At 70.7% G+C, this 20,640-nt stretch carries 22 protein-coding genes; 11 read left to right on the forward strand and 11 right to left on the reverse strand.

Annotated elements, in window-relative coordinates; translation table 11 throughout:
• Positions 1 to 24: 24 nt before the first annotated feature.
• The 4 genes from ACIP5M_RS10220 to ACIP5M_RS10235 are packed head-to-tail and all read right to left on the reverse strand — an operon-like array spanning position 25 to position 6,338.
• Positions 25 to 2,061 carry an ABC transporter permease subunit gene (locus tag ACIP5M_RS10220; protein WP_401194441.1) on the reverse strand — a complete coding sequence of 679 codons (2,037 nt, stop codon included), beginning with the start codon at positions 2,059 to 2,061 and terminating at the stop codon, positions 25 to 27.
• A 46-nt stretch (positions 2,062 to 2,107) separates the two neighbouring features.
• Positions 2,108 to 3,277: a glycine betaine/L-proline ABC transporter ATP-binding protein gene (locus tag ACIP5M_RS10225; RefSeq protein WP_401194444.1), complete on the reverse strand. Its 1,170-nt coding sequence runs from the start codon at positions 3,275 to 3,277 to the stop codon at positions 2,108 to 2,110.
• Complete coding sequence (locus tag ACIP5M_RS10230; RefSeq protein WP_401194446.1) at positions 3,277 to 4,839, reverse strand: GMC family oxidoreductase; 1,563 nt, start codon at positions 4,837 to 4,839, stop codon at positions 3,277 to 3,279. The genes ACIP5M_RS10225 and ACIP5M_RS10230 overlap by 1 nt, the downstream gene beginning before the upstream one ends.
• Before the next feature lie 14 nt (positions 4,840 to 4,853).
• A complete protein-coding gene (locus tag ACIP5M_RS10235; protein ID WP_401194448.1) occupies positions 4,854 to 6,338 on the reverse strand; it encodes an aldehyde dehydrogenase family protein in 1,485 nt (494 codons plus the stop codon).
• A 461-nt stretch (positions 6,339 to 6,799) separates the two neighbouring features.
• On the opposite strand from ACIP5M_RS10235, the gene ACIP5M_RS10240 reads away from it, so the two are divergent.
• Positions 6,800 to 8,371, forward strand: a complete 1,572-nt coding sequence (locus ACIP5M_RS10240) for a M4 family metallopeptidase (RefSeq protein ID WP_401195077.1) — start codon at positions 6,800 to 6,802, stop codon at positions 8,369 to 8,371.
• Positions 8,372 to 8,519: 148 nt separating this feature from the next.
• Positions 8,520 to 9,560, forward strand: coding sequence for a vWA domain-containing protein (locus ACIP5M_RS10245; protein WP_401194451.1), 1,041 nt, complete (start codon positions 8,520 to 8,522; stop codon positions 9,558 to 9,560).
• Positions 9,561 to 9,606: 46 nt separating this feature from the next.
• On the opposite strand, the gene ACIP5M_RS10250 is transcribed toward ACIP5M_RS10245, so the two are convergent.
• Positions 9,607 to 9,834 (reverse strand): hypothetical protein, encoded by a 228-nt coding sequence (locus ACIP5M_RS10250; protein WP_401194453.1) that lies wholly within the window; start codon positions 9,832 to 9,834, stop codon positions 9,607 to 9,609.
• 189 nt (positions 9,835 to 10,023) lie between these two features.
• On the opposite strand from ACIP5M_RS10250, the gene ACIP5M_RS10255 reads away from it, so the two are divergent.
• Together ACIP5M_RS10255 and ACIP5M_RS10260 are read left to right on the forward strand one after the other, a co-directional pair.
• A complete protein-coding gene (locus tag ACIP5M_RS10255; protein ID WP_401194455.1) occupies positions 10,024 to 11,175 on the forward strand; it encodes a glutamate--cysteine ligase in 1,152 nt (383 codons plus the stop codon).
• 223 nt (positions 11,176 to 11,398) lie between these two features.
• On the forward strand, positions 11,399 to 11,806 hold the full coding sequence (locus ACIP5M_RS10260; protein WP_401194458.1) for a hypothetical protein: 408 nt from the start codon (positions 11,399 to 11,401) through the stop codon (positions 11,804 to 11,806).
• A 71-nt stretch (positions 11,807 to 11,877) separates the two neighbouring features.
• Here ACIP5M_RS10260 and ACIP5M_RS10265 read toward each other — a convergent pair whose 3' ends face one another.
• Entirely contained in the window at positions 11,878 to 13,068 is a 1,191-nt protein-coding gene (locus tag ACIP5M_RS10265; RefSeq protein WP_401194460.1) for an alcohol dehydrogenase catalytic domain-containing protein, read from the reverse strand.
• 133 nt (positions 13,069 to 13,201) lie between these two features.
• Between ACIP5M_RS10265 and ACIP5M_RS10270 the strand changes: the two genes are divergently transcribed.
• From ACIP5M_RS10270 to ACIP5M_RS10280, 3 genes are all read left to right on the forward strand, one after another.
• A complete protein-coding gene (locus tag ACIP5M_RS10270) occupies positions 13,202 to 13,696 on the forward strand; it encodes a MarR family winged helix-turn-helix transcriptional regulator (protein WP_401194462.1) in 495 nt (164 codons plus the stop codon).
• On the forward strand, positions 13,693 to 14,139 hold the full coding sequence (locus tag ACIP5M_RS10275) for a MarR family transcriptional regulator (RefSeq protein ID WP_401194464.1): 447 nt from the start codon (positions 13,693 to 13,695) through the stop codon (positions 14,137 to 14,139). The genes ACIP5M_RS10270 and ACIP5M_RS10275 overlap by 4 nt, the downstream gene beginning before the upstream one ends.
• 117 nt (positions 14,140 to 14,256) lie before the next feature.
• Complete coding sequence (locus ACIP5M_RS10280) at positions 14,257 to 14,778, forward strand: DUF3887 domain-containing protein (protein WP_401194467.1); 522 nt, start codon at positions 14,257 to 14,259, stop codon at positions 14,776 to 14,778.
• A 29-nt stretch (positions 14,779 to 14,807) separates the two neighbouring features.
• Here ACIP5M_RS10280 and ACIP5M_RS10285 read toward each other — a convergent pair whose 3' ends face one another.
• Positions 14,808 to 15,140: a GYD domain-containing protein gene (locus tag ACIP5M_RS10285; protein WP_401194469.1), complete on the reverse strand. Its 333-nt coding sequence runs from the start codon at positions 15,138 to 15,140 to the stop codon at positions 14,808 to 14,810.
• Positions 15,141 to 15,428: 288 nt separating this feature from the next.
• Here ACIP5M_RS10285 and ACIP5M_RS10290 point away from each other — a divergent pair, with 288 nt between their 5' ends.
• On the forward strand, positions 15,429 to 15,842 hold the full coding sequence (locus tag ACIP5M_RS10290; RefSeq protein WP_401194472.1) for a hypothetical protein: 414 nt from the start codon (positions 15,429 to 15,431) through the stop codon (positions 15,840 to 15,842).
• 110 nt (positions 15,843 to 15,952) lie between these two features.
• Here the strand turns inward: ACIP5M_RS10290 and ACIP5M_RS10295 are convergent, their stop codons facing one another.
• From ACIP5M_RS10295 to ACIP5M_RS10305, 3 genes are read right to left on the reverse strand one after another with little or no spacing between them, the layout of a single operon-like run.
• Positions 15,953 to 16,792, reverse strand: coding sequence for a hypothetical protein (locus tag ACIP5M_RS10295; protein ID WP_401194474.1), 840 nt, complete (start codon positions 16,790 to 16,792; stop codon positions 15,953 to 15,955).
• 12 nt (positions 16,793 to 16,804) lie between these two features.
• Positions 16,805 to 18,172: a radical SAM protein gene (locus tag ACIP5M_RS10300; RefSeq protein ID WP_401194476.1), complete on the reverse strand. Its 1,368-nt coding sequence runs from the start codon at positions 18,170 to 18,172 to the stop codon at positions 16,805 to 16,807.
• Between the two features lie 14 nt (positions 18,173 to 18,186).
• Positions 18,187 to 18,573 (reverse strand): hypothetical protein, encoded by a 387-nt coding sequence (locus ACIP5M_RS10305; RefSeq protein ID WP_401194479.1) that lies wholly within the window; start codon positions 18,571 to 18,573, stop codon positions 18,187 to 18,189.
• Between the two features lie 219 nt (positions 18,574 to 18,792).
• Here ACIP5M_RS10305 and ACIP5M_RS10310 point away from each other — a divergent pair, with 219 nt between their 5' ends.
• Positions 18,793 to 19,227: an Hsp20/alpha crystallin family protein gene (locus ACIP5M_RS10310; RefSeq protein WP_401194482.1), complete on the forward strand. Its 435-nt coding sequence runs from the start codon at positions 18,793 to 18,795 to the stop codon at positions 19,225 to 19,227.
• Between the two features lie 184 nt (positions 19,228 to 19,411).
• Positions 19,412 to 19,813, forward strand: coding sequence for a cofilin family protein (locus ACIP5M_RS10315; RefSeq protein WP_401194485.1), 402 nt, complete (start codon positions 19,412 to 19,414; stop codon positions 19,811 to 19,813).
• Between the two features lie 126 nt (positions 19,814 to 19,939).
• Here ACIP5M_RS10315 and ACIP5M_RS10320 read toward each other — a convergent pair whose 3' ends face one another.
• On the reverse strand, positions 19,940 to 20,146 hold the full coding sequence (locus ACIP5M_RS10320; protein WP_401194487.1) for a hypothetical protein: 207 nt from the start codon (positions 20,144 to 20,146) through the stop codon (positions 19,940 to 19,942).
• Positions 20,147 to 20,356: 210 nt separating this feature from the next.
• Here ACIP5M_RS10320 and ACIP5M_RS10325 point away from each other — a divergent pair, with 210 nt between their 5' ends.
• Positions 20,357 to 20,632, forward strand: coding sequence for an isoamylase early set domain-containing protein (locus ACIP5M_RS10325; RefSeq protein WP_401194489.1), 276 nt, complete (start codon positions 20,357 to 20,359; stop codon positions 20,630 to 20,632).
• Positions 20,633 to 20,640: the final 8 nt, after the last annotated feature.

Here is a 20,640-nt window from a genome sequence, read left to right on the forward strand (position 1 = left end):
CGCTTGGTCGGTTCCATCGGCATCTCAGGCCTCCTTCGCGGGCTGGGTGATGCGGTCGAGCAGCAGGCCGAGGCAGACGATCGCCGCACCGGCCACGAGGCCGGTGGCCAGGTCGCCCTGGGCGAGGCCGAGGACCACGTCGTAGCCGAGGGCGCCGCCGCCGACCAGGCCGCCGATGATGACGACGGCGAGAACCAGCACCACGGCCTGGTTGACGGCCAGCAGCAGGGCGGGCCGGGCGAGCGGCAGTTGGACCTGGCGCAGCTGCTGTCCCCCGGTCGCCCCGAGCGAGCGGGCGGACTCCAGTGCGGCCGGATTCACCTCGCGCAGCCCCTGCGTGGTGATCCGTACGACGGCGGGCAGCGCGTACACGACGGCAGCGGCCGCCGCCGGGGCGCGGCCGACGCCGAACAGGGCGACGACCGGGATGAGGTAGACGAACTGCGGCATCGTCTGGCAGATGTCGAGCACCGGGCGCAGCAGCCGCTCGGCGCGGGCGCTGCGGGCGGCGCCGACGGAGATCGCGAAGCCGAGCACCAGGGTCACGGCGACGGCGGCGAGCACCTGCGAGAGCGTGTCCAGCGCGGGCTCCCACACCCCGAGCACGCCGATCGCGGCCAGCGCGAGCACGGCCGTCAGGGCGGTGCGCCAGGTGCCGACGAGCACGCCGATGGCGCCGACGAGCATCAGAAGGAGCCACCAGGGCGCCGCCTGGAGGCCCGTGCGCATCGGGTCCAGGACCCAGCCGGTGAAACGGGCGGCCCAGTCGGCGGTGCCGCCGATGACGGGAACGCCGGAGTAGAGGTGCTCGGTCATCCAGTCGACGGCCCGGTTGACGGGGTCGGCGAGGGACACCGTCCAGGAGCCGGGCCACTGGGTGGTGCCCGCCATCCGGCCGGCGACCGCCACGGCGACGGCCGCGAGGAGGCAGAGCAGGCGCCCGTACCAGCCCGCGAACACCCGCCGCAGGAAGGGCCGTTCGGACACGGGCGGCGGGGTGGCCCCGAGCCGGATGCCCGCCGCGCCCGCCATCCGGTCGAGGACGACCGCGAGCAGCACGATCGGGATGCCCGCGGCCAGCGCCGCCCCGACGTCGACGGAGGCCAGCGCCTGGTAGACGCGGTCGCCGAGACCGGCCGCGCCGATCACGGAGGCGATGACGGCCATGGAGAGGCCCATCATGATGGCCTGGTTGACGCCCAGCAGGATCTGCCGGCGGGCCAGCGGGAGCCGTGCGCTCAGCAGCCGCTGCCGCCCGGTCGCGCCGAGCGAGGCGGCGGCCTCCAGCACTCCGGCATCGGCCTCGCGCAGGCCCAGCGCGGTCAGGCGGGCCATGGGCGGGGCGGCGTAGACCACCGTGGCGAGGACGGCGGCGGGCACGCCGATCCCGAAGACCAGCACCATCGGCAGCAGGTACGCGAAGGCGGGCAGGATCTGCATCGTGTCCAGTACGGGGCGCAGCGCGCGCTCGGTCCGCGGCGACAGCCCGGCGGCGAGGCCGAGCAGCCCACCGACGACGACGGAGGCGGCGACGGCCACGACCATCAGGGCGAGCGTCTGCATGGTCGGCACCCACATGCCCAGCAGCCCGCAGACGGCGAAGGCGGCCATCGAGGTCAGCGCGAGCCGGACGCCCGCGAGCCGCCAGGCGACGAGCCCGGCCAGGGCGGTGACCCCGGCCCAGCCGGCGGCGAGGAGGAGCACGTACACGGCGCGCACCGACACGACGACGAGGTTGCTGACGTGCCCGAAGAAGTACAGGAACAGCGGGTGGCTGTCGCGGTGGTCGACGACCCAGTCACCGGCCCGGCCGAGCGGGTCCGACAGGTCGACGGCCAGGGCGCCCGGCCAGCTGCCCGCGCCGGGGAAGAGGAAGCCGAGCGTGCCGAGCACGACCGCGGCGACGGCGAGGGGCAGGACCCTGCGGCCGGCGTGGTGGGTCAACAGGGCTCTGCGGGGGCGCTCCGGCGGTCCGGCGGGGGGCGCGTCGGCGGGGCGGCGCGGCTGTCGGCCGGATTCGGGCGGGGCGGACAGACGCCCGGGGGCGGTGGCGAAGGTCATCGCGACCACCGCCGAGCACCGGCGGCCGGGCGGGCGGTCGACGCGCTCATGCGGCCACCTCCCCGGCCCTGGGGGCGGGTATCCCGGCCACGACGGCGAGCAGTGCCGCGTCGTCGACCACGCCCAGGCAGCGCCCCTGGTCGACGACCCGGGCGGGGCCGCCGCTGCGGGCGACCGCCTCGATGGCCTCGACGACGGTGGTGGCGGGGGCCAGGGCGGGGCCCTGCTCGGCTTCCGCGGGAGAGGCGGGGCGCATGGCGCTGCGTACGGTGAGGACCTGTTCGCGCGGCACGTCGCGCACGAAGTCCCGTACATACGCGTCGGCCGGGGAGCCGACGATCTCCTCGGGGGTGCCGAGCTGCACGATCCGGCCGTCGCGCATGAGGGCGATCCGGTCGCCGAGGCGAAGGGCCTCGGCCAGGTCGTGCGTGATGAAGACCATGGTGCGGCCCTCGTCGTGGTGCAGGCGGGCCACTTCCTCCTGCATCTCCCGGCGGATCAGCGGGTCGAGGGCGCTGAACGGTTCGTCGAACAGCAGGACCTCGGGGTCGGCCGCGAGGGCGCGGGCGAGCCCGACCCGCTGCTGCTGACCGCCCGAGAGCTGGCCGGGGCGGCGCTCCTCCAGGCCGTCGAGGCCTACCTTGGCGATCATCTCGGTGGCCTTGGCACGCCGTTCGGCGCGGCCCACGCCCTGGATCTCCAGGCCGTAGGCAACGTTGTCCAGGACGGTGCGGTGCGGCAGCAGGCCGAAGTGCTGGAAGACCATGGCGGCACGGTGGCGGCGCAGTTCCCGCAGCCGGCTCTGGTCCATGGCCAGGACGTCCTCGCTGTCGATGGCGAGGGAGCCCGCGGTCGGCTCGATGAGCCGGGTCAGGCAGCGTACGAGGGTGGACTTGCCGGAGCCGGACAGGCCCATCACCACGAAGACCTCGCCCTTGCGGACGTCGAAGCTGACGTCGCGGACGGCCGCGGTGCAGCCGGTGCGCTCGCGCAGCTCGGCGGCGGACAGGTCGGCGTCCGCGGAGCCGGGCACCTTGGCGGCCGCGGCGCGCGGGCCGAAGACCTTCCACAGGCCGTTCACCGAGAAGACCGGCGGCCGGGTGTCGGGCTCGCGGGCGGCGGCCGGCCCGTCGAGCGCGGCCGCGTTCTCGTGCGGGGACGGGGTGTCGTTCGTGGCCGGCGTGTTGCTCGTGGCCGGGGTGTTGTTCGTGTTCATCAGGCAGCGCCTCCCAGCAGCTCGGCGGCTTTCTCGCCGACCATGAGCACTCCGATCATCGGATTGACCGCGGGCATCGTCGGGAACACCGAGGCGTCCGCGATCCGGATCCCGTCCAGGCCCCGGACCTTCAGGTCCGGCCCGACGACGGCCCCGCTGTCGTCGGCGGCGCCCATCCGGCAGGTGCCCGCCGGGTGGTAGACGGTGTGCGCGACGGACCGGGCGTACGCGCTGAGTTCCTCGTCACTCGTGACGGCCGGGCCGGGACACACCTCGCGCTTGAGCCAGCCGGCCAGCGGCTGCGTCGCGGCGATCTCGCGGGCGAGGCGGATGCCGTCGACCAGGGTGCGGGCGTCGTAGTCCTCCTCGTCCGTGAAGTACCGGAAGTCGAGGGCGGGCTTCACCTCGGGGTCCGCACTGGTGAGGTACAGCCGGCCGCGGCTGCGGGGCTTGGGGATGTTCGGGGTCAACGACACCCCGTGGGCCGGACGTTCGTAGCCGAGGCGCTCCGGGTTGTCGGTGAAGGGGACCTGGTAGAAGTGGAACATCAGGTCCGGCCCCTGGGACCGGGGGTCGCGGCGGACGAACAGGCCGGCATCGCTGTCCATCGCCGAGTTCTCCGGGATGGGGCCGTCCGTCTCCCACACGATCACCGATTCCGGGTGGTCGAGGAGGTTCTCACCGACGCCGGGCAGGTCGTGCACCGGGGGTATGCCGAGGGCTTCCAGATCCGCGCGCGGGCCGATCCCGGAATGCAGCAGCAGACGCGGGGTGTCGACCGCCCCCGCGCACACGATCACTTCGCGGCGGGCGCCGATCAGCGACCGGGTGCCGTCCTCGGCCTTCACGTGCACCCCGCGCGCCCGCGTCCCGTCCAGCTCCAGGCGGTAGGCCCAGGTCTCCAGCAGCAGGGTGAGGTTCGGCCGCTCGTCCATGACCGGGTGGAGGTACGCCACCGAGGCGGAGGAGCGCTTGTTGGTCTCCGGGTGATAGGCCAGGTCGAAGAAGCCGACGCCCTCGTGGAAGGGCTTCTGGTTGAAGCCCTCGATCTCGGGGACGCCGAGCGCCCGCCCGGCCGCGTCCACGAAGTCGCGGGCGATGGCGTTCCGGTCTGCCTCGTCGACGGGGACGATGTTGTTCAGCAGCTTGTCGAAGTACGGGTCCATGGCCGCGGCGTGCCAGCCCTCGGCGCCCGCGGCCTCCCACTCGTCCCAGTCGGAGGGCAGCGGCTTGAAGGAGATGAGCGTGTTGTGCGAGGAGCAGCCGCCCAGGACGCGGGCGCGGCTGTGCCGGATGTGCGAGTTGCCGCGCGGCTGCTCGGTGGTGGGGTAGTCGTAGTCGAGTTCGCCGCCGAGCAGGCCCATCCAGCGCCGCAGGGTCAGCACGTCGGGCCGGTCGACATCGCTCGGGCCGCCCTCGATGACGGCCACCGTGACCTCGGGGTCCTCGGTCAGCCGGGAAGCGATCACCGATCCGGCGGTGCCGCCGCCCACGATCACGTAGTCGTATTCCCGCGCGAACCCCTCGGCGGCGCGCGCGTCGCGGTGCGTATTCGTCGTCATGACGATGTTTCCTTTCAGCCCGCGAACCAGCGCACGGGGCGCGGAGCGAGGTTCTGGTAGACGTGCTTGGCCTCGCGGTATTCGGCGAGACCCGACGGCCCGAGCTCGCGCCCGGTACCGGACTTCCCGAAACCACCCCACTCCGCCTGCGGCAGGTAGGTGTGGAAGTCGTTGATCCAGACGGTGCCGTGGCGGAGCCGGCCGGCCACGCGGCGGGCGCGGCCCTGGTCGGCCGTCCACACCGCGCCCGCGAGCCCGTACTCGGTGTCGTTGGCGAGCGCCACGGCCTCGTCCTCGGTACGGAACGTCTCGACGGTCAGGACCGGGCCGAAGACCTCCTCCCGCACGACGCGCATCCGGCGGTCGCAGCGGTCGAGGACCGTGGGCTGGTAGAAGAAGCCGGGGCCCTCGGGGCGTTCACCGCCGGCGCGCAGTACGGCGCCGTCGGAGAGGGCGGAGGCGACGTACGACTCGGTGCGCTCCCGCTGGGCGGCGGAGACCAGGGGGCCGCACTCGACGCCGGGGTCGGTGCCGCGGCCGAGGCGGATCCGCTCGGCGCGGCGGGCGAGCTCGGTGACGAACCGGCCGCGCACCGACTCTTCGATGATCAGCCGGGAGCCGGCGGAGCAGACCTGGCCGCTGTGCATGAAGGCCGCGTTGAGGGCCTGGTCGACGGCGGTGTCGAAGCCCGCCTGGGTGGCACAGGCATCCGCGAAGACGACGTTGGGGTTCTTGCCGCCGAGTTCGAGGGCCACCTTCTTGACGGTGTCGGCCGCCGCGTGCGCCACCTTCGTGCCGCTGGCGAGGCCGCCCGTGAAGGAGACGAGGTCCACGTCGGGATGGGCGGCCAGACGCGCGCCGACGGGATCGCCCGCGCCGGTCACCAGGTTCGCGACGCCGGACGGCAGCCCGGCCTCCACCAGCAGCTCGACGAGGACGACCGTGGACAGCGGGGTGATCTCACTCGGCTTGATCACGAAGGTGTTGCCCGCGGCCACCGCCGGGGCGACCTTCCAGCTCGCCTGCAGCAGCGGGTAGTTCCACGGGGTGATCAGGGCGCAGACCCCGACCGGCTCGTGGACGACCACGCTGTGGATGTCGGGGGAACCGGTGTCGACGACCCGGCCGGCGCTCTCGGCGCTGATGAGGTCGGCGAAGTAGTGGAAGGCGTCGCTGACGCAGTCCACGTCGATCCGGCCCTCTTGCAGCGTCTTGCCCGCGTCCAGGCTCTCCAGGAGGGCGATCCGCTCGCGGTCGCGCTGGAGCAGGGCGGCCGTACGGCGCAGCAGCGCGGCACGCTCGGCCACGGGCGTGCGCGGCCACGGCCCGCCGTCGAAGGCGGCACGGGCCGCGGCCACCGCAGCGTCCGCGTCGGCGGCGCCGCCCTCCGCGACCACCGCGAGCACGGTGCCGTCGGCGGGGTCCAGGATCTCCCTGGTGGCCCCCGTGGCGGCGGACCGCCACCTGCCGGCTGTGTGAATGCTCTGCTGCTCGGACACGACGCGCTGTACCTCCGGTTTCCGCACCGCGGCGGGCCCGCGGTTTGGCGCAATGAGGCGCCCTTGCCCGGACCACCGGAGGTCATGTCCCCAGCGTCACTCAAAGTGACCGGTGTCACTCGTGGCTCAGCCTCTGCCGATCTCCGGAGGGCGAAGGGGAATTGACTACAAATATGCACAATTTGGACATCTTCCCAATGGGCGGCCCCCGCGAGCCGTCACCCACGGTCCGGCGGGGGCGCCATGGGACGCGCCACGGAGGCCGGCGCCGACACCACGAACCCCAACTGCCCTCACCCCAAAGCGGAATGGCCCGTTTTTGACCGTTGAGCGGACATTGGAGTCCTCTCTCCGGACAACAGATGGTCAAATTCTTGTTGCATACCTGTCAATCACCCTCTCCTTCCTGGCAATCTCACAGCCGCCCCCACGGCATCGAAGGAGAACGAGTGACCCACCACATGTCCTCATCCCCCACCTCCAGCAGCCGGACCCGCGTGCTGCGCACGGCCGCCCTCGTCGCGTCCGCGGCGATGGTCGCGCTGGCCGTCCAGAGCGGTTCCGCGAACGCGGCGGCCGAGCGCGAGGACGGCGCCACCGCCGTCCAGCTGTCGACCGCCGCGCGCGCCCAGGCGATCGCCGGCGCGCAGGCCGAAGCGGCCGGCACCGCGCGCGCCATCGGCCTCGGTGGCGATGAGCGCCTCGTCGCCCGCGACGTGATCAAGGACGCCGACGGCACGGTCCACACGCGCTACGAGCGCACTTACCAGGGCCTGCCGGTCCTCGGCGGCGACCTGGTCGTCCACCAGAAGAAGGACGGCAGCCGCAAGACCACCAAGGGCACCGAGGCCCGCATAGCCCCGGGCGCCGCCCGCTCCCTGAAGGCCGCGCCCGCCGGCGCCCGCCAGGTGGTCTGGGCGGCGACCGGCAAGCCGGTCTTCGCCTACGAGGCCGTCGTCACCGGCACCCAGCACGACGGCACCCCCAGCGAGCGGCACGTCATCACCGACGCCGCCACCGGCGCCGAGCTGTACGCGTACGAGGCCATCGACACGGGCACCGGCACCAGCGGCTACTCCGGCACCGTCACGCTCGGCACCACCCTGAGCGGGTCGACGTACAGCCTGACCGACGCGGGCCGCGGCAGCCACAAGACGTACGACCTGAACGGCGGCACGACCGGCACCGGCAGCCTCTTCACCGACGCCGACGACAAGTGGGGCGACGGGACGGCCGCGAACCGGCAGACCGCCGCCGTGGACGCCCACTACGGCGCCGCCGTCACCTGGGACTTCTACCAGGCCGAGCTCGGCCGCAACGGCATCGCCGGCGACGGCAAGGCCGCGTACTCCCGCGTCCACTACGGCAACGCGTACGTCAACGCCTTCTGGTCCGACAGCTGCTTCTGCATGACCTACGGCGACGGCGCGAACAACCTCAAGCCGCTGACCTCCCTGGACGTCGCCGGCCACGAGATGAGCCACGGCCTGACCGCCTCCACGGCCAAGCTGAACTACAGCCGCGAGTCCGGCGGCCTCAACGAGGCCACCAGCGACATCCTGGGCACGTCGGTGGAGTTCTTCGCGAACAACTCCTCCGACATCGGCGACTACCTCATCGGCGAGAAGATCGACATCCGCGGCAACGGCACCCCGCTGCGCTACATGGACAAGCCGAGCAAGGACGGGGCCTCCGCCGACTACTGGTCGAAGACCGTGGGCCGGCTCGACGTCCACAACTCCTCGGGCGTCGCGAACCACTTCTTCTACCTGCTGTCCGAGGGCAGCGGCGCGAAGACGATCAACGGCGTCTCCTACAACTCCCCGACCTACGACGGCTCCACCGTCACGGGCATCGGGCGGGTCAAGGCCTACAAGATCTGGTACAAGGCGCTGTCCACCTACATGACCTCCACCACCAACTACGCGGGCGCACGCACCGCGACCCTCCAGGCGACGGCCGACCTGTACGGCACGTCGGGCACGGAGTACCAGCAGGTGGCGGCGGCCTGGAAGGCCGTCAACGTCAACTGACGCCCTCTCACCGACCTCCGAAACCGCGCCTCCCGGAACTCCGGGGGGCGCGGTTTCGCCGTGTCGGCATCCGGCACGGAAGCCAAGATCGATTGTCAGTGGTGGGTGAGAAGCTAGAAGCATCACGTCGGAACGAGGGGGAGCGGTCATGTCCGGAAACCAGAACTACATCAATCACGTTGCTCTTGTGCTGGATGCCAGTTCATCCATGTCGCACCTCAGTCGAAAGGTCGTCGAAGTCGCCGACCAGCAGATTGCATATCTGGCCCGCCGGTCGAAGGAACTGGACCAGGAAACCCGCGTCACGGTGTACGTCTTCGCCGACAAGGTGGAATGCGTCGTGTACGACAAGGACGTGCTGCGGATGCCGTCCCTGAAGCAGCTGTACCGGACCGGTGGAATGACGGCCCTGCTGGCGGCCACGCTGAAGTCGCAGCGGGAGCTGGCGCAGACGGCGCAACTCTACGGCGACCACAGCTTCCTGACGTTCGTCCTGACCGACGGGCAGGAGAACGCGAGTCATCGCTGCCCGGACGCCCCGGCCAGGGACCCGCGCGCGCTGGTCCAGGCGGTGGCCGAGATGATCGAGACGCAGCAGGACAACTGGACGCTGGCCGTCCTCGTGCCGGACCAGATGGGCAAGCGCGAGGCCATGCAGTGCGGTTTTCCGAAGGACAACATCGCCGTCTGGGACGCCACGAGCACACAGGGTCTGGAGGAGGCCGGACAGGTCATCCGGCAGGCGACGGAGAAATTCATGGCGGGCCGAGCCCAGGGAATCCGGGGTTCGCGGGCGGTGTTCTCCACGGGTGCGGACGCGGTCAACAAGGACACCATCAAGGCCGCCGGCCTCACCTCGGTTGATCCGTCTCAGTACCACCTGATTCCGGTGGCCCGGGAAGCGGCGATCCGGGAATGGGTCGTCGAATGCGGGCACACTTACCGCACCGGTGGTGCTTTCTATCAGCTGAGCAAGCCGGAGAAGATCCAGGCACGGAAGAAGATCGCCGTGCTGGAGAAGAAGACGGACCGGGTGTACACGGGGCCGGAGGCCCGAACCCTGCTCGGCCTGTCGGACGTGGAGGTGCGCGTCAAGCCGGACCACAACGACGACTTCACGATCTTCGTGCAGAGCACCAGCGTAAACCGGAAGCTGGTGGCGAACACGCGGCTCCTGCTGATGACCTGACACCTGGGAAGCCCCCGCCGGTCGGACCGGCGGGGGCTTCCTCGGGTCACACCGCGAGCTGAAGGGTGGAGCTGCCCGTAGGGCTCTGCACGACCGGCTTCTGCCGCGCCGCGCACTGCTCGGGGGTGTCCACACCGAGGCAGAGCTGCGATCCCTGCGGAACCGTGACCGAGTCGTCGCCCTTCGGCAGCGGCTTGCCGTCGACGCACACGATCGCACCGGTGGGCAGCAGTACGCCCCCCACCACCAGCGAGGTCGAGGCGGCGAACAGCACGAGGCGGAGGGAGCGGGACGTGACACGGCCCCGGCGACCATGAACGGGGCGGCCGTCAGCCCTGGGACCCTCCGTACCCGATCACTCACACCGCACGGCGCCGGCGTCCGATCACACCAGGACGGGGCAGCGGCGGTGACCTTGCGCGCGCCGGACGCCGGAACGACCGGTTGCCGCGATGCTGGACGGATGAGCGCGCTTCCCTCCGCACCTCGCCCCGCATCCGCCGACCAGGCGCCGACCATCGGCGTGGAGGAGGAGTACTTCCTCGTCGACGCGCACACGCGCTCTGTCGTGTACGCCGGGCCCCGGGTCGCCGCTCGCGCCGCGGGCGAAGTGGGCGATCTCGTGACCAAGGAATTCGACGAGTGCCAGGTCGAAGGGCGTACGCCCCCGTGCCGGTCGGCCGGCGAGCTGCGCGGGGAACTCGAGCGCGTCCGCGGGGCGCTGGTCACCGCGGCCCGCGCTGAGGGGCTGCGGCTGTGCGCCTCCGGCACGCCGGTGCTCCAGGATGCCGGTCCGGCCCATGTGGCCGACCATCCGCGCTACCGGGCCGGCCGTCGGCAGTACCGCACCATGATGGACGACTTCGCCATCAGCGCCCTGCACGTACACGTTCACCTGCCCGACCGTGAGCTGGCCGTGCTGACGGGCAACCACGTGCGGCCCTGGCTGCCCCTTCTCGTCGCGCTGAGCGCCAATTCGCCGTTCCACCGCGGGAGGGACACCGGCTACGCCAGCTGGCGCTCGGTCATCAGGAGCCGTTTTCCGTGCCTGGGACCGCCGCCGTACGCGGCGTCGTTGGAGGAACACGAGCGCCTGGCCGTCGTCATCGCCGATACCGAGGCCATGCTGGATCCGGGCATGCCGTACTGGGACCTGCGCCCCAATCCCCGGCTGCCCACGCTGGAGGTCCGTGCGATGGATGTGCTGCAGGACCTGGACGACACCGTCGCGGTGGCGACGCTCCTGCGCGCCCTGGTGGTCACCTGCGCCGACAAGGCACAGCGCGGTGATCCCGGCCCCCGCTGGGAGGGCGAGGTGCTGCGCGCCGCCTGCTGGCGGGCCGCCCGGGACGGCTGGAGCGGCAGCGGCTTCGACGCGCTGACCGGCCGGGCCAAACCGGTGGCGGCGGTCGCCGACGATCTGGTGGGTCTGGTGCGTCCGGCGCTGGAGGAGTTCGGAGACCTGGACGAGGTCACCGCGCTGTTCCAACGGCTGGCGACCCGCGGTGACGGGGCGGCGCGGCAGCGGGCCTGGGCCGAGGAGGCGGCGGGTCCGGCGGGAGCGGTGGACCGTCTCGTGCGCGCCACCGCCGACGGGGTGGGCCCGGAAGGCTGAGGTCAGCGCGCGGGGAGGGCGAAAGTGCCGGGCTCGCTGACGGTCTGCGCCTCGTCCAGACGGGCCGGCCGCGCCCCCGCAGGGCCGGGCGGGCCTGCTCCGAACGGGGCGACTGCACGGACGGCGGCGCCGCGCTGCGCCCGCTCCGGTGGCCTGTCCTGGTATCCACAGGTCCGAGACCCCATCGGTCCACGTCAAGATCCGTCCACGTCAAGGGGAGCACATGTACGCGAGCCGCCTCGTCACCGTCATCACCTCGACAGCCGTCGCAGCAGTGCTCGGCATCGCCGGCGCCCACGCGCAGGACGGACCGGTCCCGGGCACCAATCCCCCCACACCCGCCGCGGACACCGCACTCGCCGACAAGGGCAAGGCGGGCATCGCCGGCTACGAGGTCGTTTCCCGGCAGGGACCCGTGGTCCAGCCGAACCAGTTCGAGCAGGTCGCTGCCGAATGCCCCGCGGGGAAGAAGGTGATCGGGGGCGGGTTCTTCGGCAACGGTGCCAAGCTCCTCACGATCCGATCGTTCCCCGGCGCCGGAAACACTTCATGGATCGTCACTGTCCAGAACACCGACACGGTGCCCCTCGGCTTCAGCGCCTACGCCATCTGCGCGACGGTCCGGGAGTAGGACGCGTCCGGGCCATCTTCGATGGCCCGTGCGTGACGGAGGCTCCCTCCGCGGAGCAGACACCGCTCGGTTCAGCTGCCCGGCTTCAGGAGCGTCTTGATCATTCCGTCGTCCTTGGCCTGGAACATCCTGTAGGCGCGGGGAGCGTCCTCCAGCGGCATGACATGCGTGGCGAAGCCCTCCACCCCGAGCGGGTCCTCGTCGTTCAGCAGCGGGAGGAGCGTGTCGACCCACGCCCAGACGTTCGCCTGGCCCATGCGTATCCGCAGCTGTTTGTCGAACATGGTCAGCATCGGCAGCGGGTCGGCCGCACCGCCGTACACGCCCGAGATGGAGAGCGTGCCGCCGCGCCGCACCAGGTCGATCGCCGTGTACAGGGCCTGGAGCCGGTCGACGCCCGCCTTCTCCATGAGGGGTTTGGCCACGGCGTCGGGCAGCAGGGCGGTGAGACGCTGCGCGGCCGCGGCGACCGGCGCACCGTGCGCCTCCATGCCCACCGCCTCGATGACGGAGTCGGTGCCCCGCCCGTCGGTCAGGTCCCGTACGGCGTCCGCCACGCCGTCACCGAGCTCCTTCAGGTCCAGCGTGTGGACTCCGGCGGCGCGGGCGCGCTCCAGCCGGGCCGCCACCAGGTCGACGCCCACGACCAGGCCGGCGCCGCGGTGCAGGGCGATCCGTGCGGCCATCTGTCCGATGGGGCCGAGGCCCAGTACGGTGACCGATCCGCCCGGCGGGATGTGCGCGTACTCCACGGCCTGCCAAGCGGTGGGCAGGACGTCCGACAGGTAGACGAAGCGCTCGTCGGCCGGCCCTTCGGGCACTTTGATCGGCAAGGTGTCGCCGAACGGCACGCGCAGGTACTCCGCCTGCCCGCCCGGCATCTGCCCGTACAGCTTGGTGTAGCCGAAGAGCGAGGCACCCTTGCCGTGCTCGCGCACCTGCGTGGTCTCGCACTGTGAGTGCAGGCCCCGCTCGCACATGAAGCAGGTTCCGCAGGACACGTTGAACGGAACCACCACCCGGTCCCCCGGCCGCAGCGTGCGCACGTCCGGTCCGGCTTCCTCGACCACGCCCATGGGTTCGTGCCCCAGGATGTCACCGGGCTCGAGGAAAGGCCCCAGGACCTCGTACAAGTGCAGGTCGGATCCGCAGAGCCCGGTCGACGTCACCCGGATGACGACATCGGTGGGGTCCACCAGCTTGGGGTCCGGGACCGTCTCCACCCGCACGTCCCGCCTGCCCTGCCACGTCAAAGCTCGCATCGGCTTACCTCCTCTGCCCCCGTTCCCCGCGCCTTTCCTTCTTCGCCGGTCTCACACCCCCGATCGGCTGTCACGGGGTTCGTGCCCCGCAAAATAGTAGCCATGTACATAGTAGCCATGTACTCTATCTGCCATGAGCAAGGGTTCACCGGGTCCCACTCCCGGCTTCCTGGTATGGCGACTCGCCAACAAGTGGCGCGTCGCGGTCGATCGCGCGGTGGCTCCGCTGGGCCTCACCCACGCGCAGTACTCCCTGGTGGCGTCGCTGCACGGCATGCAGCGCGCCGGCGAACGGCCGAGTCAGCGCCGCCTCGCCGACCACACCGGCCTGGAGGCGTTGTACGTCTCGAAGCTGGCGCGCGCCCTGGAGTCAGCCGGGCTGATCGAGCGCACGCGCGATCCCCGCGACCCGCGCGCCGTACAGCTCGCCCTCACCGAGCAGGGCCAAGCCGTCACGCGGCAGGCCATCGCGGTGGTCCAGGACCTGCTCCAGCAGCTGCTGGAGCCGCTCGGAGGCCTCGACGCCGCGCGGACGCGCGCGTTCACCGACGAACTGACGGCCCTGCTCGACGCACCTCTCACTCCCTTCCCACCGAACGACGAGAAGACTCAGGGGACCACACCATGACCACCACCACTGCACCCCTCGCCGACGCCCGCGCCCTCGGCCTGGCCCACTACGCCGCCCGCGGCGTCCTGGAGCACGTCCTGGCCCGGCACGGCAGCACCTTCCAGCAGCAGATCGTCCTGCGCGCCGCCGTCACCGCCGACACCCCGCAGACCCCGGACCAGCTCGTCACGCAGGTCCGGGGCTCCCTCAAGGCCGATCCGGCCGACATCCACGCCACCCTCGACGAACTCCTGGCCAAGCAGCTCCTCGTCGTGGACGGCGCGCACCTGCGCCCCACGCATGCGGGGCGCGAGCTGCTCGCTGCCATCGGAGCGGAGACCGCCCCCCTCACCGCCCGCGTCTGGGGCGGGATACCCGCCGAGGACCTGGCCGCCGCCGGCCGCGTCCTCGCGCTGGTCACCGAGCGCGCGAACGCGGAGCTCGCGGCGCTGACCGCCTGACCGCTGCGCCCGACCGCCGGGGCATACCGCCCCGGGCGCCCAACCCGTCCTCGTGCAGGTGCGACCGCCGTGTGGGCGCTCGTAGCATGAAGGGAGGCCGTCCCGCATACCGGTGGCGTGAAGGAGAAGGCCATGGGCCTGATACCTCGCAAGGACGCATCCCGCGGCCGAAATCGGCACACCCTCCGGATGGTGACGGTGGCCGTCGTCGCTTCGAGTGCGTTGCTGGTCGCGAACGATGCCGCGCTGGGCGTGACGGCACCGGCGCGCGCCTCCGCGGAGGTCGCGGCACCCCTCGCAGCGACGGTACCTGCCCAGCCCCCGTACGAGCAGCTCGCTCTGGACACCCTCACCGAGGTGGTGCAAGGCGACTTCACGGCCGTCTCAGCCCGCTTCGACGAGGCGATGCGGCAACAGGCGACCCCGGACGTTCTGGCGCAGTCCTGGAAGAGCTACCAGGCGGAATTCGGGCGCTACCGGTCGCATGGGGATCCCCGGCAGGTGGCGTCCGGCGATACGACGGTGGTCAATGTGCCGCTGCGCATGGCGAAGCAGCCGGGCGAATTCCGGGTCGCCTTCAACGGAGACGGGCGGATCGTGGGTCTGTACTTCCTGCGCACGGGCGTGCCGGTCCCTTGATCACCGCGCACATCCGGGGGCGCGTCGGTTCACCGCTGTGTGCCAGGGGCCCGGTACCGGACCTGTCCGGCTTGGCGTAGGGCGTCCAGCGTTTCGTCCACGCTCAGGAGAACGGTCGTCTCGAACGAGCTGAGCGCGCCGCCTCCGCTGATCGCCAGCGCGACCGCGGCCATGGACACGTTGTCCGGCGCCTCCCACAGATTGAAGCCGTCGTGCGTGCCGAAGGCGTACCAGAAACCGTGGAGCTTCCCCCCGACGGACTCGATGTACGACTGAGCGGCCTTGGCGCGGTCCTCCGGGTGCGCGATCAGCCTCGCCCATGTCTCCGGCGTGTAGCTGAACCTCGATAGATAGAGCGGCATCGTGTCCCTCTCTTCCGTTTCCCCCAGGGATGCCCGCGCTGAGGGAAGAACCGCCGGAGACCGCCCACGGGTCCCCCGAACAGCCGGGGGCGATGACCGGCACGGCCCACAGTCAGCGGGTGAGCGGCAGCCCGGGAGCACGGCAGCCGGGTCGGCTGGGCAAAGAGATGGAGCAACGAGGGGTCTGCGAGCCCGGGGAGGCGGTAATGTTTCGAACATGTTCAGAATCTCTGGGGACCATGGTCATCGGCCTTTGGCCATGGCACCTGTCGGAGCGAGGGGGCCGTCGTGAGTACGGCGAGGTGGCTGCGCATCAGCCTGCAGCGCTACGTCCTGACCGCCCTCATCGGCTGGGCAGTTGCCGCGGCGGTGCCGCACGGAATGGGCGACCAGCCCTTGAGTGAGACGTTTGCCGTGGGCATGGGAGTGGGGCTGATAGGGGTTCCCCTCCTCACGTTCGCCACCCTGTTCGTGATCACCCTGCGGCTCGGCCGGCAGCCCGAATCGGTGACCGGAGACCCGCAACGGCTCCAGGGTGCCTGGATGATCGTCCTTCCGCTGGCCCCCCTGCTACCGGTGGGACTGCTCGTGCCACTGCAGTACCTGATCATCGTGAGCACGCAGTTCGTCTACGCGGGCTTGGTACTGCCTCCGCTGTCGCCCACGACGCAGCAGACGCCCAGCGCCCCCTCCGCGACCTGAGACTCGGCTCGTGCCCGGCCGCACCTACCACTGAACGTCTCCGTCGGATCGCCCGACGACCGGATGAGGCGGGCGGCGCGGTGGGAGCCGGTCCGGTGACGGCACCGCCGTCAGACACGGGCGAGCTGCGGGGAGTCGAAGCTCAGCGTCGGCAACAGGAGCCATTGCCGGGGGTTGCGACGGATCAGCCCCTCCAGGAGCTGCGCGATCAGCCGGCGCATGGCCTCTCGAGCAAACCGCACGTCCTGGGGCGTGCCCTGCACGAGGATGGGTTCGTCGAACTCCATCGCGATCTGCTCGTCGCCGGACAGCCTCATGACCGTGGGCAGGAGCATGGTGCCGGGCCGCGACGCCACCGCGACGAATCCCGACGAGATGGGCCGTGCTCGCCCGAACAGTGCGGTCGGCTCGGCGTCACGATCGGCGTACACGAAGTCGGCGTAGGTACCGAGCACCCCACCGGCTGCAAGATGCCTCAGCACATGCCGGATCGAGCCGACATCGCCGCTCACCACGGATACCTCCGCGTCGTACTGCGGGATGGCGCCCTCGCCCAAGGCGACCACATGCCGGTCCGCGAACACCGCCGAGACCGTGTGCAGCGCGTCCGCCGTGCTCATCGTCATGGGTGTGACCAGGACGGTGGGGTGGCCACGGGTCTCGTCCAGCCACTGCCGGCCGGCTGCCACCACGGCCGGCAGTGGCCGGCCGGTGCCCGCTGTCCACGCTGCCTGGCGCCACGCGCACCAGAGCTGATGACGGACATGTCCGCGGAGGTCGTCGTCACGCGGATCCACCCGACCCAGTGCGGCGCGGAGTCTCGGCAGTTCGCCGTAGGGATCACGCTCGCACACCCAGTCGGCGAGGCGGTCGAGTTCCGCGAGCGGCCGCCGGCAGAACACTCGGCTCGCGCAGGGATCGTAAGAGAGCAGGTGCAGTGCCTCAGCCATGCCGGGCATCGTCTAGCCCAGCGTTCGCTGGTAGTCGAGGAGACGCGGGGAGTTCGCCAGCGAGTACGAGATCTTGTCGAAGGCGCACAGTGCCACCGCGCAGGACTCCGGCCAGATGCCGTTGAGCTCGGGAGCGTGGGCGAGGCACGTACCTCCGCAGACGCCGTACCAGATGCACTCGGAACACCGGGTGACGGTGAGGTCCCGGCTTCGGATGAGGGCGGCGACCTCGCTGTCGCGGGCGGCTACCAGGCCCTCGTCGACCGAACCGAGGCCGGAGAGCGGGCCGGCGGGATCGATGCAGTCGCACGCCTCGACCGAGCCGTCGGAGGAGACGGACAGCAGATCGCGGCCGGCGCCGCACTGCGGGCGCATGCACATGTTGCCGCCGGGTCCGGCGATGAAGTTGTCCAGGTACTTCGTGACAGGAAGCACGGGGAAGCCGTCGAACTCACCACCCTCGACGGCGTCGAACAGCTCGCTCCAGGCGGAGACGAGAACGTCGGCGTCGAGGGCGAAGGTGGCCTGTTGGTCTCTTCCCCGACCGATCGGCTGGAACAAGCTCCAGTCCCAGGACGCCATGGAGAGATCCCGGAAGTGCCGGGCCAACTCAAGGAGCCGGCCTTGGTTGGCAGCGGTGATGGTGCTCATGACGCCGCAGCCGCGCACGAAGGACGGATACCGATCCAAGGCCTTGGCGAAGTGGGCGTAGGTGCCACGCCCCTTGTGGTCGACTCTGAAGTGGTCGTGAAGACCGGGGCCGCCGTCGATCGACACCCCCCAGACGATGTCATGGCGCAGGGAGAACTCCACGACTTCGTCGTTGAGTCGGGACAGGTTCGTCTGGCCCACGAAGCGGATCCGCTTGCCCCGCTCGGCGGCGAGCAGCCGACCGGCCGTGACGAGTTCCTCCACCAGTTGCCACACGAGCATGGGCTCACCCCCGTGGAGGATCACCCACAATTCGCGTTCGGCGAGGTCGAGAGCCTGCTTCAGTGCACTGACGGCCACGTCCCGCGACAGCACGACGGCCCGCTCGAAGGTCTCGTAGTCGTAGCAGTAGGAGCAGGCGTAATTGCAAGCGTTGGTCAGCTTGAGGATGACGGTGTTGAGCTGCTCGAACCGCCGCTCGGCGCCGATGACCCCGATACCCCGGTCCAGCAGCATGCCCCGGAGTTGCCCGACCGCGCCGCGGACCTGGTCGGGCAACTGCTCGCGTGGCGACGCAACGAGCGGCAGCAGTTGCCCCGTCGGCGTATCGACCGTCACCCAACGGCCCGAAACCCTGTCCATCACGAGCAGGTAGTCACCGCGCGGCAGGGCTCTCACCCGACTGGCGTCGAAGCGATCGCGATGCAAGGTGAGGGGAATGGCGGCCATGGGGGGCGTGGTCCTTACTCTCCGCTGGATTCTCCATGCATGTCCGGATATTCGAGGGCCGCGGTACGAAGCAGCGACTCGACGTGGGTCCTGCCGGCGTCCCGGTGCACGGTGCTACCGGGGGCGGTGAACTCTTCGAGCACCGGAGGTTCGAAGTCCTCGATGTCGGCCCGCTGCGCGCAGCAGGCACGGGTCCACTGAGCCCACAACCCCCCTCTCTCCGGATCGGGCTCCGCAAGCGCTTCGATCTCGACCGCATTGACACCGACGGGCTTGATGCCCTCGGGAAGGCTTTCCAACGCGCCGGTGGCCACGTCGTTGACGTACGCCTCGATCTCCTGTTGGGACATGTTGTGCAGGCCGATCGACTCCGGCGCCCGCAAGCTGATGATTCTGGTCATATCCGCTCCGCATGCACGTAGGGATCGGGCTGCCGAATTTATCGCGAGCGTGCACGCTCTGCAACCATTTGGATGCGGTGCGTAGCGAGTCCGGGAGTGCACCTCGATGTCATCCAGTGGATGACATCCCGCTTGTCATCGAAACGATGACATGTTACAAAGGAAGCACGTTGAAGCGCATTGGCAGTCACTGCCGTAGCCAACTGGAGGTGTTTCGCGATGTTGATGCGCACTGACCCGTTCCGCGAGCTCGACCGGCTCACCCAGCAGCTCATGGGCACGACCGGGACCTGGTCGAAGCCGTCCGTGATGCCGATGGACGCCTACCGGGAGGGCGATACCTATGTGATCGCCTTCGACCTCCCCGGTGTCTCGTCGGACGCGATCGACATCGACGTCGAGCGGAACCAGCTCACGGTCAAGGCCGAACGGCGCCCCACGGCCAAGGGCGAGAACGTCCAGATGGAACTCTCCGAGCGGCCCCTGGGAGTCTTCTCCCGCCAGATCGTGCTGGCCGACACCCTCGACACCGAGAACATCGAGGCCGACTACGACGCGGGTGTCCTCACCCTGCGCATCCCGATCGCCGAGCGTGCCAAGCCCCGCAAGATCACCATCGGCGGCGCGAGCGAGCGGCAGCAGATCACCGGCTGAATCGAGCGGCCCGGCCGGCCCGAGCGGCGGAGGACGGGAGCCCCCTCTCCCTCCGGTCCCGTCCTCCGCGTAGTCCGCGGTCGTGAAAACCCCGGCGCCGAGGCCACCGCTCCTGCCGCATCCTCGGCGGTGGCGGTTCGTTGATCCATGGGCCCTGGTCACGCCACGATCGAAATGAGGCGCTGTGAGCAGCCCTATCGCCGTCTCGGACGACTGTCTCCATGCCCTGCACCGTTTGCGGGAGAGGCGGGACGTCAACACCGTCATCCTCCGCCACGATGACGCCGAGGACACGCTGGTGCTCGAGCTGGAGGGCAATCTGACGCATGACGAGGTGCTCCAGGCCCTGCCCCCCGACGAACCGCGTCTCCTCGCCCACGAGCTGTCCTTCGCAACGTCGGAGGGCATGCGCAGAAACGAACGGCTGCTGATCTTCTGGTGCCCCGCCGCCGCCGGGGAGCAGGGGCAGCCCTACTCGGCCGGCCGGGCCGTCCTGGAGGAGCTCCTGGAAGGCACCCATCTCCGGCTCCAGGCCTCGCAACGGGAAGAGTTGGAGTACGGCCGGCTCGTCGGGCAGGTCGGCTGACAGGCGTTCGGCGTTCGGTACCTTCGCCCGCCGCCGGGCGCGCACACGTGACAGGACCCGGCCGGGTGATGGTGACTGTGGGCCCGGCCGGGTCCTGCGTGCGTGGGCGTAACGGTTCGCCCGGGATCAGATCTCGTCGTCGAGCATCTCGTCCCGGTCGCGCTCGAGCCGCATCTCGTCCTCACCGCGCCGCTTGAGCTCCTCGGGGCTCTTGCCGCGGGCTCCCTCCTGGCCGGTGGGGGATTGCGCCGGGTTCTGGCCGGGGCGCCGCATGCGCTCCTGCTCCTCGCGGCCCTTGCCCGGTTCCTGGCGCTTGTCCTTCATACCGCCCATGACGGCGACTCCTTCGTGACGCGTGGCTGAGGGGGATCCTCAGGTCCCTTCACACTGGCACGGGCGGTGACGATCTGCACCCGGAGCATCACTGGACGTGGTGGGCGAGTGACGGTGGGGGCCGGCTGGTGGCGTCGACATGCGGCAACGGGGACCGCCGCCCACGATGGGCTGTATCCCACCCACCACCCCACGGCCAGGAGCCCGCCCATGCTGGAACGCACCCCGCGCGAGGACCGCACCCAGGTCACCTTCGTCCTCCCCACCGACACCCCGCCTGGGCCGGTCTCCGTGGTCGGCGACTTCAACGACTGGCGTCCCGGCATCCACACCCTGACCCCCCGCAACGACGGCAACCGCGCCGTCACCGTCGAGCTCCCGAGCAACAGCACCCACTCGTTCCGCTACCTCGCCGCCGGCGACTACTGGTTCAACGACGAAACCGCCGGGGACCACGAGGGCCCCAACAGCCGCCTCCACACCTGACGTCCCGC

Origin of the sequence: Streptomyces sp. NPDC088762, assembly GCF_044750905.1 — a bacterium.
In the GTDB taxonomy this organism is placed as follows: domain Bacteria; phylum Actinomycetota; class Actinomycetes; order Streptomycetales; family Streptomycetaceae; genus Streptomyces.